Origin of the sequence: Janibacter alkaliphilus, assembly GCF_013408565.1 — a bacterium.
Classification (GTDB): Bacteria; Actinomycetota; Actinomycetes; order Actinomycetales; family Dermatophilaceae; genus Janibacter; species Janibacter alkaliphilus.
The window spans coordinates 2,052,205-2,067,134 of sequence record NZ_JACBZX010000001.1 but is presented as its reverse complement, the minus strand read 5'-3'; the positions used below and the strand labels follow the sequence as shown (position 1 = coordinate 2,067,134).

Here is a 14,930-nt window from a genome sequence, read left to right as displayed (position 1 = left end):
AGGGGCCTTTCGGTGGGTGGGCGTTCGGTGGGCCGGCGCCCGGGCCGTCCTCAGAAGCCGGTCTTGGGCACCTCGAGGTCGTTCTTGGCCAGCTCCTCGACGTTGACGTCCTTGAAGGTGACCACCCGCACCTGCTTGGCGAAGCGGGCCGGGCGGTAGATGTCCCACACCCAGGCGTCCTCCATGGTCACCTCGAAGTACACCTCGGTGCCCTCGCCACGCACCCGCACGTCCACCGAGTTCGCCAGGTAGAAGCGGCGCTCGGTCTCGACGACGTGGCTGAAGAGGTGCACCACGTCGCGGTACTCGCGGTAGAGGGCGAGCTCCATCTCGGCCTCGTACTTCTCCAGGTCCTCCGCGCTCATCGCACCTCCTGCGTCGTCTCGGCCGCTCGGTCCTCGGTCCGCACGGCGCTGCTCCCGCTCCTGCTCTCCGGGCCGGCGCCACGGTCAGCGCCGCGGTCGATGCCGGTGCCGGTCCCCGGCAGCGCCCACGAGCGGCGGTGCGCCCGGCACGGGCCGTGCGCGGCCAGCGCGGCCAGGTGCGCCTCGGCCGAGTAGCCCTTGTTCTCGGCCCAGGCGTACTGCGGGTGCTCCTGGGCGTAGCCGACCATGAGGCTGTCCCGGCTCACCTTCGCCAGCACGCTGGCCGCGGCCACCGAGCTGCACCGCATGTCCGCCTTGATCATCGTGCGCACCGGCGGCGGTGCCGGTCGCTCGTCCAGGCCGGCGAAGAGGCCGACCTGCTCGGGGTCGGTGAGCCAGTCGTGGTTGCCGTCGAGGATCACCAAATCGGGCCGCACGTCGAGCCGGGCCAGCGCCCGGGTGCCGGCCAGCCGCAGCGCCGCCATGATGCCGATCGCGTCGATCTCGTCGGCGCCGGCGTGACCGACGGCCCAGCCGCGCGCCCACCGGCGCAGCCGCGGGGCCATCTGCTCGCGGGCACGGGGCGTGAGCAGCTTGGAGTCGCGCACCCCCGCGGGTGCCGTCCGGGATGCCTCGTCGATGACGACGACCCCGACGGTCACCGGACCGGCCAGCGCGCCGCGCCCGACCTCGTCCATCCCGGCCAGCACGGGGTGCCCGGCCCGCTGCAGCTCGCGCTCGAGCCGCAGGCTGGGTCGGCGGGGACCGCCCTTCGTCCCCCGCCCGGGGGGCCGCCCGACGGTGCTCACCGGATCACGTCCCGGTGGCCGCCGGATCCGGCGGTGGTCCGAGAGAACGGTTCGAGCCCGGTTCCGGGACGTCGGCGAAGACCCCTTCGTGGTTGGACAGCCCGCCCCAGCGGTCCACCGGCCACACCGTGGCCATCGCCTTGCCGACGACGAGGTCGATCGGCACGGAGCCGTCCTGGCCGTTGCCGGCGGGGTCGTGGAAGCGGGAGTCCGAGGAGTCGCCGCGGTTGTCACCCATCACCCACACGTGCCCGGCGGGCACGGTGATGTCGAACTCCTGGGCGCTGGCCTGCTCTCCCGGCTTGAGGTAGGCGCTCTCGTCGATCGGCTCGCCGTTGACCAGCAGCCGCCCCTCGGAGTCGCAGCACTTGACGTGGTCGCCGGGCAGGCCGACGACCCGCTTGATGAGGTGACCCTCGGAGGTGTCCGGGAGCAGGCCGACGAAGACGAGGGTGGAGCGCACGGCGTTGAGCGCCGCGCCGCGATCGGTCTGCTCCTGCTCGGAGAGCCAGTCGCCGGGGTCGGCGAAGACGACGACGTCGCCGCGCTGCAGCTCGAAGGGGCCGGGGGTGAGCTTGGAGACGACCACCCGGTCGCCGACGACGAGGGTGTCCTCCATCGACTCGCTGGGGATGAAGAAGGCCTGCACGAGGAAGGTCTTGACGACGAAGGAGAGGGTCAGCGCCATCGCCAGCACGACGACGATCTCCTTGACGGCGGCGCCCAGCCGGGCGCCCGCGCCACGGCCGGAGCGCTGCTCGCGCCGACGACGGCGGGACTCGTCGTCGGCCTCGGCGGCGGCCGAGTCGGCGTCAGTTGCCACGGGTTCTCTCCTGTCGAGGGCCACGGGGACGGCAGCGGCCTGCACCCAGTATCGCTGGTGCCGGTCGCTGCGCGCGCACCGGCGTGTCTGTGCGTCCGGGAGCCGTCAGTCGACCGGGCCGACGTCGCCCAGCGGCCAGTAGCGCAGCTCGACGGTGCCGACGACGTCGTCCTCGGGGACCATGCCGCCGCCGGGCGAGCCGAGGTGGGCACGCGAGTCCGCGGACTCGGGGCGGTTGTCCCCGAGCATGAAGTAGTGGCCCTCGGGCACGGTCACGTCGAAGGGGTCCTCGCAGGCGGCCACCCCCTCGGCCAGGTAGGGCTCGGCGACGCTCTCCCCGTCGACGACCAGCCCGCCGTCCGGGGTGCAGGAGACCTGCTGCCCGCCGGTCGCGGCGACCCGCTTGAGGAAGTCCTGCTCGCCGAGGTTCACCCCGAGGAGGTCGGCGACGCCGCCGAGGATGCTGCCGATGATGCCGTCGGACATGTACGGGCTGCGGTCGGCGGCGGCGAAGGTGTCGGTGCCGTCGAAGACGACGAGGTCGCCGCGCTGCACCGTCGTGGTCTTGAGCACGACCACCCGGTCGCCGGTCATCACCGTCGGCTCCATGGAGGCGCTGGGCACGAAGTAGGACTGCGCCAGCAGGGCACGCACGAGCATGACGAGGACGAGCGCGACCCCGATCTCGACGGCGAGCCGGCGGAAGCCCCGTCGGCGCCGGCGCTCGGGTGCCGCGGCGGCGACGCCCTCACGGCGCGAGGCGACCCCCGCCGGGTCTCCGGCAGGGGTCGCCTCGTCGGTCATCCGGGTCGGCCTCAGCCGGCCGGGGTCTCGCGGCGCTCGCGGATCCGGGCGGACTTGCCGACGCGGTCGCGCAGGTAGTACAGCTTCGCCCGGCGGACGTCACCGCGGGCGGCGACCTCGATCTTGTCGATGTTCGGCGAGTGCAGCGGGAACGTCCGCTCGACACCGACGCCGAAGGAGATCTTGCGGACGGTGAAGGTCTCGCCGACACCGCCGCCGTGGCGGCGGATGACCGCGCCCTGGAAGACCTGGATACGCGAGCGGGTGCCCTCGATGACCTTCACGTGCACCTTGACGGTGTCGCCGGCGCGGAAGTCGGGGATGTCGGCCTTCAGGGAGGCCTGGTCGAGCTCGTCGAAACGCTGCATCGTTGTTCGCTTCCTGCAGACGCCACAGGCCGCCTGCACCATGTCACTGGTTCGGGTTCGCGCTCGGCCGCCGCATGCTCCGGGTCGACCCCGGCACACTCCCCCTGTGGCGGGGGCGGTGTCAGTGCGAGCGCGATCGCCCAGTCTGCCAGAGCGGGCGCTCGGAGGAGAAATCCTCAGCCGGGCTCGCTGGTGCGGAGCGTCCGGACGAGGTCGACGGTGCCCGGCCCCTCCCCCGGACCGACGATCCGGTAGCCGCGCCGCCGGTAGAAGCGCATGAGCCGCGGCACCTCGGCGGCGTTGAGCCAGCAGCGGGTGACGTCGGCCGGGGCCATCGCCTCGGCGTGCGCCAGCAGCGCCCGTCCCAGGCCGCGGCCCTGCATGTCCGGGGCGACCATGAGCCGGCCGATCTGCCAGGTGGCCGGATCGTCCGGGGCGCGACGCACCCGGACCGAGGCGACCAGGCGCCCTTCGGCGCGGTAGGTGTGCGTCGTCCAGGCGTCGAGGCCCTCGCGGACCTCGGCGACCGTCTCGGCGGGAGCGCCCCACCACAGCTCGGGGCGGGCCACCATCTGCGCCCAGCAGGCGGTCTGCAGGGTGACGATCTCCCCGGCGTCGGCCGGGGTCGCGGTGGCATGATGCAGGGCCTCGACCCCGTCGGTCCCGGTCAGGGTGGCGGCCCCGGCGAGCAGGTCCGGGCGGCGGGCGGCGGTTCGGGCCAGCCGCTGCTCGTGCCGCCACGCGGCGATGGCGGCATGGTTGCCGCCGAGGAGCACCTCGGGCACCGCCCGGTCGTCCCAGACGGCTGGCTTGGTGTAGACGGGGTACTCCAGCAGACCCCCTTCGTGGCTCTCCTCCACCAGCGAGCCGGCGTTGCCGACCACCCCCGGCAGCAGCCGGCCGATCGCCTCGACCATGGCCAGCACAGCGACCTCGCCGCCGTTGAGGACGTAGTCGCCGAGCGAGACGACCCGGACCTCCATCCGCTCGGCGGCCCACTCGTAGACCCGCTCGTCGATCCCTTCGTAGCGGCCGCAGGCGAAGGCCAGCCACGGTCGTGCCGCGAGCTCGTGCGCCATGGCCTGGGTGAAGGGCGCCCCACCGGGGCCGGGGACGACGAGCAGCGGGGCCGGCCCGGTGTCCTCGCTCGCGCTGCCCAGCACCGCGGTGAGCGCCTCCTGCCACGGCTGCGGGGTCATCACCATGCCGGCGCCGCCGCCGTAGGGGGTGTCGTCGACGGTGCGGTGCCGGTCGTGGGTGTGGGCGCGCAGGTCGTGCACCCGCAGGTCGATGATCCCCTCGCGGCGGGCCCGGCCGATGAGCGAGAGGTCGAGGGCGTCGAGGTAGTCGGGGAAGATCGAGACGGCGTCGATGCGCATCTACCGCTCCGCGGCGTCCGGGTCGAGCAGACCGGGCGGGGCGTCGATGGTCACGGTGCCGGCCGCGGTGTCGACCGTGGGCACGATCGCCTCGACGAAGGGGACCAGCGCCTCGGCGCCGTCGGTGAGGCGGAGCACGAGCCGGTCCTGGGCGGCGCCGACCTCGAGGGCGGTGACCTTGCCGAGGACCACGCCGCCGGGGTCGAGCGCCCGCAGGCCGACGAGGTCCTCCTCGTACCAGCCGTCCTCGACGTCCTGGTCCTGCGCGTCCCCGGGCCGCGTGTCGTCGGGCTGCGCGTCGTCGGTGGGGGCGAGCAGCCGGGTGCCGCGCAGCGACTCGGCGCCGGTGCGGTCGAGGATCTCGGCGAAGCGCAGCAGCCAGATCCCGCGGTGCACCCGGGTGCCGGCGACGGTGAGCTCGCGAGGCACCCCGGAGCCGGGCTCGGCGCGGGTCGGCAGCACGGCCCCGTCGGCGAGCCGGGTCTGCGGGTCGTCGGTGTGCAGCTGCACGGTGACCTCGCCGCGCAGGCCGTGCGGCTTGCCGATGCGGGCGACGACGTGGCCCTGCTCGCTCATGGCGCTCATCGCTGGTGCTGCTCTCCTGTCGGGGGCTGCTGGTGCTGGGTGCTGCGTGCTGGTGCTGGACGCACGACGGGCCCCGGCCTCCTCGGCCGGGGCCCGCGTGGTGCAGACGGGTGCGGGCGCTCAGCGCTCGCGGTCGGTGTCGACGATGTCGATCCGGACGTTCTCGCCACCGGCGATGGCACCCATGACGGTGCGCAGCGCGCTGGCGGTCCGGCCGGAGCGACCGATGACGCGGCCCAGGTCGTCCGGGTGCACGCGGACCTCGAGGATCTGGCCGCGGCGCAGGTTCTTGGTGCGCACGACGACGTCGTCCTTGTGGTCGACGATCCCGGTGACCAGGTGCTCCAGCGCCTCGTCGAGCACGGTCAGGCCTGCTCGGCGTCGGCCGGCTCGGTGGTCTGCTCGGCGTCACCGGCGGCGTCGGCGGTCTCGCGGCCGTCCGGGGTGAGGTCGGCAGCGGCCTCGTCCGAGGCCGGGGCCTCGTTCGCCTCGACCGTCGCGGCCTCCTCGGCGGCCTTCTTCTCCGCCTTCTTCTTGGCGGTGATGGCCTGGTGCTCGTCGGCCTCGGCGCCGGAGGAGGCCAGCGCGGCCTCGTAGAGGTCCTTCTTGCTCGGCTTCGGCTCGGCGACCTTGAGGTCACCGCCACCGGGCTCGCCGGTGTGCTTCTGCCAGTCGCCGGTGACCTTGAGCAGGGCGGCGACGGCCTCGGTGGGCTGAGCGCCCTGGGTCAGCCAGTACTGGGCGCGCTCGCTGTCGATGTCGATCAGCGAGGGCTCCTCGGTGGGGTGGTACTTCCCGATCTCCTCGATCGCCCGACCGTCGCGCTTGGTGCGCGAGTCCATGACGACGACGCGGTAGAAGGGGGTGCGGATCTTGCCCATCCGCTTGAGACGAATCTTGACGGCCATGTGCGGCGGTCGCTCCTTGCTGTGTCGTGAGCACGGCGAGACCGGGTGGGGAACACGCGGGGTGCCGATCGCTCGGGTGTAGGCGCTTCGGCCGGGCGAGAGGGGCCCGACCGGCACGGGTACAGCGGGACATCATGCCAGAGGTCGCCCCTCCCCCGACAATCGACCGACAATCCGCGGACTGTCGCTCAGGACCGCACGCGCGGCCGGTCCTGGCGGACTCTGGCGGTCCGAGGTGATCGCGAAGGGGGCGGAGTGCGTCTGGCGCGATCACGAAGGGGACGAGCAACGGGACCGTCCGAGCTGGTCGCGAAGGGGGCGTGCCCTGGCTCAGCAGCGGTTGCGGCGGGCGTCGGGGTCCTCGGTGAGCACGCGCACCTCTTCCGGCAGGTCGCCGGTGCGCAGCTGCTCCAGGCTGGTCCCGTCGAGGACCCGCCGCATGGCCACCCGCAGCGCCACCCACAGCTGGTCCAGGTGCGCGGCCGAGCCGGTGTAGCTCGTCTCGTGCGGCCGGTGCCCGCGCACCTCGGCGAGCGGGCCGTCGACCGCGCGGATGATGTCGCCGACGGCGATCTCCCCGGCGGGACGGGACAGGCGGTAGCCCCCGCGGGCGCCACGTCGGCTCACCACGAGCCCGGCCCGGCGCAGCTCGCCGACGATGCCCTCGAGGAACTTGTGCGGCAGGCCCTGCTCGGCGGCGAGGCGCTCGACGGACACCGGGCGGGGCGCGACGCCCCCTTCGCCCGGCAGGGGCTCGTCCCCGGCCTCGACGGCAGCCAGGGTGAGCATCGCGCGGACCGCGTACTCCGCCTTCGCCGGGATCTCCACGGGCCCATTGTTCCGGGACGCCCGGCGGGCGTCCACACCGCGAGACATGCCACGCCTACGCTTTGAACATGCATAACTTGACGTTATACCTAGTGGAGCAGTAGGAAATACCTGAGCACGTCGTACCCCCGATGCACCCCTGATCCCTCCCCCGGAAGAGGCTCCTCATGCGCAAGCTCGTCCTGCTGGCCCTGGTGGGTCTGGCCGCACAGCTCGTCGACGGCAGCCTCGGCATGGCCTACGGGGTGACGACGACGAGCCTGCTGCTGGTCATCGGGACCAACCCGGCGGCCGCGTCGGCGACCGTGCACCTCGCCGAGATCGGCACCACGCTCATCGCCGGCACCGCGCACTGGCGCTTCGGCAACGTCGACTGGGGCGTCGTGCTCAAGGTCGGCATCCCCGGGGCGGTCGGCGCCTTCGCCGGTGCCACCTTCCTCAGCTCGCTGGACACCAGCACCGCCAAGCCGCTGATGGCCGTCGTGCTGCTGGCGCTCGGCCTGTACGTGCTGGTGCGCTTCACCCTCAAGGGGCTGCGCACCGACCGACTCGGGCAGCCGCTGCGCAAGCGCTTCCTCGCCCCGCTCGGCGCGGTCGCCGGCTTCATCGACGCCACCGGCGGCGGTGGCTGGGGGCCGGTGGGCACCCCGGCGATCCTCTCCAGCGGGCGGCTGGAGCCGCGCAAGACGATCGGCTCGATCGACACCAGCGAGTTCCTCGTGGCGCTGGCTGCGAGCGCCGGCTTCCTGCTCGCGCTCGGTGACGAGGAGATCATCCTCGGCGCCGTGCTCGCCCTGCTCGTCGGTGGCGCGGTGGCCGCGCCGATCGCCGCCTGGCTGGTGCGGCACCTGCCGCCGCGGGTGCTCGGCTCGGCGGTCGCCGGGCTGATCCTGCTCACCAACAGCCGGACCCTGCTGCGCAGCGACTGGATCGGTGCCGGCGACGCGGTGGCCTACAGCGTCTACGGCGGGATCATCGTCGTCTGGGTCGCCGCCGTGCTCTACAGCCTCAAGCAGCACCGGCTGGAGCAGACGCGTGCCCGGGCCGAGGAGGGCGAGCGGGAGCTCGTCGCCGAGAGCGCCTGAGGCACGCCGAACGCCCGGACTTACCCGGCCAGCAGGGCCACGAGAGCGCACACCACCGGGAGCCCGAAGGCGGTCGCGGCCGCCGCGAGCAGCAGACCGCGCCACCCGCCGGCGACGTCGATCGCCCCGACCCACCGCCCGTGCCACCGCCCGTCGGCGTCGGTGCGTCGCGCCCCGTCCACCGGCACGCGGGCGTCGAGCACCGCCACGTCCGGCAGCCGCGGGTGCAGGGCGAGCGCCAGCGGGGATCCGCGGCGCCACGGCCAGGGCTGCGACGGCAGCAGCACCCCCACCCGCCGGGGCCCGTCGTCGCTCAGAGCGACCGTCACGAGCAGGTGCGCCCGCGGCCACGGCGGAGCGCCGAGGACGGGGGCGGCGGCGCGTCGGTAGACCGGCACGACGCGGACCCCGCGGGCCGGCACGGTGCGCGCGACCACCTGCCCGGAGACGATCTCGTGGCCGCCGGCGACGAGCCGGTCGACGAGCCTGGTCAGACCGACCCGCTGGATCACGGACGCGCCGCCGACCCCACCGAGGAGGAGGACGTTGCCCAGAAACAGCGCGGTGGTCCACCCGACGGCGGTGCCCGGGGACTCGCCCCAGGAGACGAGCGTGGCCGCGGCCATCCCCAGCACCATCCCCACCGGTGACCCCACGCCCGCCGCGAAGAGGCGCATGACGACGGACGTGTCGTTCAGGGGGTCGCGGCCGAGGGTCACCCCGTGATCCTAGGCAGGCGCGGGCTCGCCCCCTTCGCCCGTGCAGGGGTGGCGCGCGAGAACCTCTCGGTTACCGGAGAAGGCTTCCCCGGCGAACGACCCTTTATCGGGTAACCCGATAAAGGGGAGGCGGGTGAGGTGTCAGGCGACGACGCGGCCGCGCAGGACGATCCGGCGCGGGACGCCGCAGACGGTGACGTCCTCGCGGGGGTCGGCGTCGAGGACGACGAGGTCGGCGTCCTCCCCTTCGTCCAGGCCGGGCCGTCCCAGCCACTCCCGGGCACCCCAGGTGGCCGCGCCGACCGCCTGGGTCGGGGTCATCCCGGCCCGCGCGAGCAGCGCCATCTCCTGGGCCGCGAGGCCGTGCGGCAGCGCTCCCCCGGCGTCGGTCCCCACCCACACCGGCACCCCGGCCTCGTGCGCCGCCGCGACCGTGACGAAACGGCGCTCGTGCAGGTCGAGCATGTGCCGGTGGTAGTCGGGGAACTTCTCGCGTGCAGGCTCGGCGATCGCCGGGAAGGTCTCGATGTTCACCAGCGTGGGCACGATGTCGATGCCCTGCGCGGCGAAGGCGGCGATGGTGTCGTCCTGCAGCCCGGTGGCGTGCTCGATGCAGTCGGTGCCCGCCGCCGCGAAGTCGCGCAGCGACTCCTCGCCGAAGCAGTGCGCGGTCACCCGCGCCCCCTCCTCGTGGGCGGCGGCGATCGCCTCGGTGAGCACCTCCCGCGGCCAGCACGGCGCGAGGTCACCGACGCCGCGGTCGATCCAGTCGCCGACGAGCTTGACCCAGCCGTCGCCCGCCCGCGCCTCGGCGCGCACCCGGCCGACCAGCTGCTCCGGCTCCACCTCGTGCGCGAAGTTGCGGATGTAGCGCTTGGGGCGGGCGATGTGCCGGCCCGCCCGGATGATCTTCGGCAGGTCGTCGCGCTCGTCGATCCAGCGGGTGTCGGCCGGTGACCCGGCGTCGCGGATGAGCAGGGTGCCGTTGTCCCGGTCGGTGCTGGCCTGCCGCTCGCTGGTCTCGGCGTCGACCGCGCCGTGCCGGTCCAGGCCGACGTGGCAGTGCGCGTCGACGTAGCCGGGCACGACCCACCCGTCGATGGTGGTCACCTCCGCCCCCGGGGCGCTGGGCCGCTCGTAGGTGAGCCGGCCGCCGACCACCCACGCCTCGGGCACCACGTCCTCCGGGCCGCGCAGGATGGGTCCCGTCAGGTGCAGCACCGTCGCCATGACGCCAACCTAGCGCCCCCTTCGCGCTCCACACCCCCGGCACCTCCGCCCGCACCACCCGCGCGCTACCACGCAGTAAGTGCTGCGATCACGACACTTACTGCGTGGTAGCGCGCGTCGTGGAGGTCGGCTCGGGGGTGAGGGCCGTGGATGGCGAAGGGGTGAGGTGCTGGGTGGGCGAGCGGGTCAGGCCTGCAGGAAGGCGCGCATCGTCGCGAGGAAGACCTCGGGCTGCTGCGAGTGCACCCAGTGCCCGGCGTCCTTGACGGTCAGCTGCCGCACCCTGGGGAAGTAACCGCGCATCGCCTCGGCGAACTCGTCGCGCACGTACCCTGAGTCGCTGCCGCCGACCCACAGCGTCGGCCCGTCGTAGCTGGCGCCCTCGACCGCCTCGCCTGGCCAGTCGCGCAGCAGGTCGATGCTGTCGCCGAGCACGTCGAGGTTCATCTGCCAGCGCCAGCCGTCGCCGTCCCGCCGCAGGTTCTGCAGCAGGAAGCCGCGCACCCCCGGGTCCGGCGCCGCCTCGGTGAGCGCCGCGTCGGCCTCCTCGCGGGTCTCGATCGCCGTCAGGTCCATCGCCCGCATCCCGGCGACGTAGGTCTCGAACTCGCGCCCCTCGCGGTAGCCCACGGGGGAGACGTCGACGACGCACAGCCGCTCGACGAGCTCGGGCCGGCGCAGCGCGAGCAGCATGGCGATCTTGCCGCCCATCGAGTGCCCGACCAGCGCCCACGGCTCGTCACCGTCGATGTCCGCCAGGGTGTCGGCGACGATGTCGGCCGCGGCGACGTAGTCGTGGCGCTCGGTCCACCCGGAGCGTCCGTGGTTGGGCATGTCGATCAGCGTCGGGCGGGCGATGTCGGTCAGCCCCTTGGCGACCTGCGTCCAGTTGCGCCCCTGCCCGAAGAGCCCGTGGCAGAAGGCGACCCGCGGCCCCGACTCCCCCGAGCTGGTGACGTGCAGGCGTACCGACCCGTCCTGGTCCGGGGTGCCCTCATCCGCCGTGCCCATGCGGCGGCCTCAGCGCCCGAGGAACTTGCCGAAGCCCTCGGGCAGCTGGTCGGGGTCGAGCTCGTGCGGCGCACCCTGACCGCCCTGCTGGCCGAAGGCGGACCCGGCCGGCCCCGCGGCCCGCCGCCCGGCCGCCCGGTCGGCGGCCTCCTTCTCCTGCTGGGCGCGCTTGGCCGGGTTGCCGGACTTGCCCTTCTTCTTCGGCTGCTTGACCTGCTTCTTGCGGCCGCCACCGCCGCCGGGCATCCCCGGCATGCCGGGCATCCCGGGGACACCGCCGCCGCGGGCCATCTGCTTCATCACCTTCTGCGCCTGCCCGAAGCGCTCCAGCAGCTGGTTGACCTCGGAGACCTCGACCCCGGAGCCGCGGGCGATCCGGGCCCGGCGGGAGCCGTTGATCTGCTTGGGGTGGGTGCGCTCGAAGCGGGTCATCGACTGCACCATCGCCTCGATGCGGTCGAACTGGCGCTCGTCGAAGGCGTCCAGCTCGGCGCTCATCTGGCCCATGCCGGGCATCATCTTCAGCATCGACTTCAGCGAGCCCATCCGCTTGATCGCGGCCATCTGCTGCAGGAAGTCGTCGAAGGTGAAGTCCTCCTCGGCGAGGAACTTGCGCTGCATCTCCTCGGCCTGGCCGCGCTCGAAGGCGCGCTCGGCCTGCTCGATGAGGGTGAGCACGTCGCCCATGTCGAGGATCCGGCTGGCCATCCGGTCCGGGTGGAAGACCTCGATGTCCTTCACCTGCTCGCCGGTGGAGGCGAACATGATCGGGCGCCCGGTGGTCCCGGCCACCGACAGCGCGGCACCGCCGCGGGCGTCGCCGTCGAGCTTGGAGAGCACGACACCGGTGAAGTCGACGCCCTCCTGGAAGGCCTGGGCGGTCTCCACCGCGGCCTGGCCGATCATCGCGTCGATGACGAAGAGCACCTCGTCGGGCTCGATCGCCGCCCGGATGTCCGAGGCCTGCTGCATGAGGTCGGCGTCCACCGCGAGCCGGCCGGCGGTGTCGACGATGACCACGTCGTGCTGCCGGCTCAGCGCCTCCTGGATGCCGGCCCGGCTGACCCCGACGGGGTCGCCGAAGGAGCGGGTGCCCTCACCGGTCCCGGAGACCGCGTCGTGCCCACCGGTGTTGCCGCGCTCCGGCGCGAAGACCGAGACCCCGGCCCGCTGGCCGACGACCTCGAGCTGGGTGACCGCGTTCGGCCGCTGCAGGTCGGCGGCGACGAGCAGGGGGGTGTGCCCCTCCTCCTTCAGCCGGGCACCGAGCTTGCCGGCGAAGGTGGTCTTGCCCGAGCCCTGCAGCCCGGCGAGCATGATGACCGTCGGCGGGCGCTTGGCGTAGGTGATCGTGCGGGTGTTGCCGCCGAGGATCTCGACGAGCTCCTCGTTGACGATCTTGATGACCTGCTGGGCCGGGTTGAGCGCCTGGCTCACCTCGGCGCCGGTGGCCCGCTCGCGCACCGCCGAGGTGAACTGCTTGACCACGGGCAGCGAGACGTCCGCGTCGATGAGGGCCATGCGGATGTCCCGCACGGTCTTGTTGACGTCGGACTCGGACAGGCGCCCCTTGCCCCGGAGGTTCTTGAAGGTCCCGGTCAGGCGGTCGGACAGGCTGGTGAACACCCGCCCAAGGTTATCCGCCGCGCGGCACCTCGTCGTCCACCCCCGCGTCGCAGGCGTCGATCACCGCCCCGACCGCCCGGGCGACCCGGGCCGGCGGCAGCGGCCGACCCAGCGGCTCGGTGACGTAGAAGGTGTCCAGCGTCTGCCCGGCGTGGGTGGAGACGTGCGCCGAGCGGACCCCCAGCCCCTGCGCCGCGAGCGCCAGCCCGAGGTCGTGCAGCAGCCCGGGCCGGTCCTGGGCGCGGACCTCGATGACGGTGGCGTCGGTGCCGGCCGCCGGGACGACGAAGGCGCGGGCGCCGCCGGCCGGCGACGGGATGGTGGTGCGGGTACGACGCCGCCGGTCGAGCGAGGCCAGGGTGCCGCGGTCGCCCCCTTCGAGCCGGGTCAGGCCCTGCACGATCCGCAGCGGCTCCGGCGGGTCGCCGCCGGGCGACTCGACGAACCACTCGTCCACGGCGATCCCGTCGACGGTGCCCAGCCGGGCCCGGCGCACGGTGAGCCCGTAGGCGGCGAGCAGACCGGCGGTGTCGGCGAAGAGGCCGAGCCGGTCGCGGGCGTGCACGGTGATCTCCCAGCCGCCGGGCGCCGCGGCGACGGTGACGTGCGGGCGCCCGGTGGCCACGTCGTCCAGGGCGGCCTCGTCCAGCTCCGGTCGTGGCGGCGGCGGCACCAGCGGCGCCTCCCCGGTGAGCGCCTCGCGCACCCGGCCGGTGAGCACGTCGAGCAGGCTGGCCCGCCAGTCGGTCCACGCCTTCGGCCCGGCGGCCCGGGCGTCGGCGACGGTCAGCGCGCGCAGCATCTCGAAGGTCTCGATGTCGTGGCCGACGACGTCGAGCACGTGCGCCAGGGTGCTGGGGTCCTCCAGGTCGCGGCGGGTGGCGACGTCGAGCAGGGTGAGGTGCTCGCGGACCAGCAGCACCACGAGCTCCCGGTCCTCGTCGGCCAGCCCCAGGCGGCGCAGCGCGCCGTCGGCGATCCGGGCCCCGTCGACGGAGTGGTCGCGGGAGCCGGCGACCTTGCCGATGTCGTGCAGCAGGGCGCCGAGCAGCAGCAGGTCGGGGCGGGCGACCTCGCGGGCCATCGTCCCGGCCTGCAGCACGGTCTCCAGCAGGTGCCGGTCGACGGTGTGGCGGTGGATGGCGTTGCGCTGCGGGCGGCTGCGCACGGCCACCCACTCCGGCAGCCAGCACTCGACGAGGCCGACCTGGTCCAGGCCCTCCCAGACCTCCACCAGCCCGGGGCCGGTGGACAGCAGGTCGGTGAGCAGGTCGCGGGCCCGGGCGTCCCACGGCTGGGCGATCTCCGGGGACTCGGCGAGGTTCTGCAGCGTCTTCGGGGCGATCGGCAGCCGGGCCCGGGCGGCCACCGAGGCGGCCCGCAGCGGCAGGGTCGGGTCCACCCCGACCTGCCCGGTGGAGCCGAGCACCGCTTCTCCGTCGTGCTTGAAGAGGCCGTGCCCCAGCGGGCTCATCGCCGGCTGGCGGGGGCCGACGCGCAGGGTTCGCGCACGCTGGCTCTGCGCGGCCCGGCGGGCGGTGCCGTCCAGGCTCCAGGCGACGGTGCGCGCGGCCCAGGACACCTGGGTGAGCAGCGCGTCGCCGTCCTCGAGGCAGAGCAGGGCGGCGACCGCGTCGTGCTCCTCCAGCGAGAGGCGGTCGCGCCCGCGGCCGGTCACCACGTGCAGCGCGTCCCGGACGTCGAGCAGCCGGGCGAGCGCGGCATCCACCTCGCCACGGGGCCGGTCGGTCAGCCAGGCCTCGGTGAGCGCCCGCAGCACGGTGGCGTCGCGCAGCCCGCCGGCGGCCTCCTTCAGGTCCGGCTCGATCTGCTGGGCCAGCTCGCCGTGCCGGTGGTGCCGGGCGCGCAGCGACTCCAGGAAGGTGGGCAGCCGCTTGCGGGCCCCGGCCCGCCAGTCGTGCGCCACCGTGGAGCGGACCCCGGCGACGAGGTCGGGGTCGCCGGCGACGAGGTTGAGGTCGAGCAGCCCGACCGCGGCGGCCAGGTCGTCCGCGGCCACCTTCCGGCACTCGGCGGACGAGCGCACCGAGTGGTCCAGCCGCAGCCCCGAGTCCCAGATCGGGTACCAGAGCTCGTCGGCGAGCCGGGCGACCTCGCTCGTGGCGACCGAGCGGCCGTCGTGCACCAGGACCAGGTCGAGGTCGCTCAGCGGCCCGGAGTCCCCGCGGCCCAGGCTGCCGACGGCGGCCAGGGCGAGGCCGGGTCGCTCCCCCACCGCGTCGGCGTAGAGCTCGCGCAGCCAGGTGCGGGTGACCTCGGTGATCGCGGCGCGACGGGCCTCGCCGGCACCAGGCGTGGCGAACTGCCTGGTGCCGGCGAGGTCGAGCCGCTCCGCGCGCAGGTCTGCTCGATCGCGCGTCGTGGTCATC

The 14,930-nt window shown here is 74.1% G+C and carries 16 protein-coding genes; 1 reads left to right on the top strand and 15 read right to left on the bottom strand.

What is annotated here, in order from left to right; all coding sequences use genetic code 11:
- Positions 1 to 50: 50 nt before the first annotated feature.
- The 10 genes from BJY28_RS10025 to BJY28_RS09980 all read right to left on the bottom strand — a co-directional run bounded on the left by BJY28_RS10025 (position 51) and on the right by BJY28_RS09980 (position 6,869).
- The gene (locus tag BJY28_RS10025) at positions 51 to 365 is read right to left on the bottom strand and encodes a DUF2469 domain-containing protein (protein WP_179462885.1); all 315 of its coding nucleotides are present in this window, start codon (positions 363 to 365) and stop codon (positions 51 to 53) included.
- Positions 362 to 1,174 carry a ribonuclease HII gene (locus BJY28_RS10020; RefSeq protein ID WP_343037048.1) on the bottom strand — a complete coding sequence of 271 codons (813 nt, stop codon included), beginning with the start codon at positions 1,172 to 1,174 and terminating at the stop codon, positions 362 to 364. The genes BJY28_RS10025 and BJY28_RS10020 overlap by 4 nt, the downstream gene beginning before the upstream one ends.
- A 4-nt stretch (positions 1,175 to 1,178) precedes the next feature.
- On the bottom strand, positions 1,179 to 1,997 hold the full coding sequence (gene lepB, locus BJY28_RS10015) for a signal peptidase I (RefSeq protein WP_343037047.1): 819 nt from the start codon (positions 1,995 to 1,997) through the stop codon (positions 1,179 to 1,181).
- A 105-nt stretch (positions 1,998 to 2,102) separates the two neighbouring features.
- Positions 2,103 to 2,801 carry a signal peptidase I gene (lepB, locus tag BJY28_RS10010; RefSeq protein WP_179462884.1) on the bottom strand — a complete coding sequence of 233 codons (699 nt, stop codon included), beginning with the start codon at positions 2,799 to 2,801 and terminating at the stop codon, positions 2,103 to 2,105.
- A gap of 11 nt (positions 2,802 to 2,812) precedes the next feature.
- Positions 2,813 to 3,169: a 50S ribosomal protein L19 gene (gene rplS / locus BJY28_RS10005; RefSeq protein WP_179462883.1), complete on the bottom strand. Its 357-nt coding sequence runs from the start codon at positions 3,167 to 3,169 to the stop codon at positions 2,813 to 2,815.
- Positions 3,170 to 3,345: 176 nt separating this feature from the next.
- Positions 3,346 to 4,548, bottom strand: coding sequence for a tRNA (guanosine(37)-N1)-methyltransferase TrmD (trmD, locus tag BJY28_RS10000; protein ID WP_179462882.1), 1,203 nt, complete (start codon positions 4,546 to 4,548; stop codon positions 3,346 to 3,348).
- Positions 4,549 to 5,124: a ribosome maturation factor RimM gene (rimM, locus tag BJY28_RS09995; RefSeq protein WP_179464055.1), complete on the bottom strand. Its 576-nt coding sequence runs from the start codon at positions 5,122 to 5,124 to the stop codon at positions 4,549 to 4,551.
- Between the two features lie 129 nt (positions 5,125 to 5,253).
- A complete protein-coding gene (locus tag BJY28_RS09990) occupies positions 5,254 to 5,496 on the bottom strand; it encodes an RNA-binding protein (protein WP_179462881.1) in 243 nt (80 codons plus the stop codon).
- Between the two features lie 2 nt (positions 5,497 to 5,498).
- On the bottom strand, positions 5,499 to 6,041 hold the full coding sequence (gene rpsP / locus BJY28_RS09985; protein WP_179462880.1) for a 30S ribosomal protein S16: 543 nt from the start codon (positions 6,039 to 6,041) through the stop codon (positions 5,499 to 5,501).
- Positions 6,042 to 6,371: 330 nt separating this feature from the next.
- Complete coding sequence (locus BJY28_RS09980) at positions 6,372 to 6,869, bottom strand: Rrf2 family transcriptional regulator (protein ID WP_179462879.1); 498 nt, start codon at positions 6,867 to 6,869, stop codon at positions 6,372 to 6,374.
- 167 nt (positions 6,870 to 7,036) lie between these two features.
- On the opposite strand from BJY28_RS09980, the gene BJY28_RS09975 reads away from it, so the two are divergent.
- Complete coding sequence (locus BJY28_RS09975) at positions 7,037 to 7,954, top strand: sulfite exporter TauE/SafE family protein (RefSeq protein WP_179462878.1); 918 nt, start codon at positions 7,037 to 7,039, stop codon at positions 7,952 to 7,954.
- A gap of 20 nt (positions 7,955 to 7,974) precedes the next feature.
- Here BJY28_RS09975 and BJY28_RS09970 read toward each other — a convergent pair whose 3' ends face one another.
- The 5 genes from BJY28_RS09970 to BJY28_RS09950 form a co-directional block, all read right to left on the bottom strand.
- Positions 7,975 to 8,673, bottom strand: a complete 699-nt coding sequence (locus BJY28_RS09970) for a hypothetical protein (protein ID WP_179462877.1) — start codon at positions 8,671 to 8,673, stop codon at positions 7,975 to 7,977.
- A 141-nt stretch (positions 8,674 to 8,814) separates the two neighbouring features.
- Entirely contained in the window at positions 8,815 to 9,903 is a 1,089-nt protein-coding gene (locus tag BJY28_RS09965; RefSeq protein WP_179462876.1) for an amidohydrolase family protein, read from the bottom strand.
- Between the two features lie 186 nt (positions 9,904 to 10,089).
- On the bottom strand, positions 10,090 to 10,914 hold the full coding sequence (locus BJY28_RS09960) for an alpha/beta fold hydrolase (protein ID WP_179462875.1): 825 nt from the start codon (positions 10,912 to 10,914) through the stop codon (positions 10,090 to 10,092).
- Between the two features lie 9 nt (positions 10,915 to 10,923).
- On the bottom strand, positions 10,924 to 12,540 hold the full coding sequence (gene ffh, locus BJY28_RS09955) for a signal recognition particle protein (protein ID WP_179462874.1): 1,617 nt from the start codon (positions 12,538 to 12,540) through the stop codon (positions 10,924 to 10,926).
- A gap of 10 nt (positions 12,541 to 12,550) precedes the next feature.
- Positions 12,551 to 14,929 (bottom strand): [protein-PII] uridylyltransferase, encoded by a 2,379-nt coding sequence (locus BJY28_RS09950; RefSeq protein WP_179462873.1) that lies wholly within the window; start codon positions 14,927 to 14,929, stop codon positions 12,551 to 12,553.
- Position 14,930 lies beyond the last annotated feature (1 nt).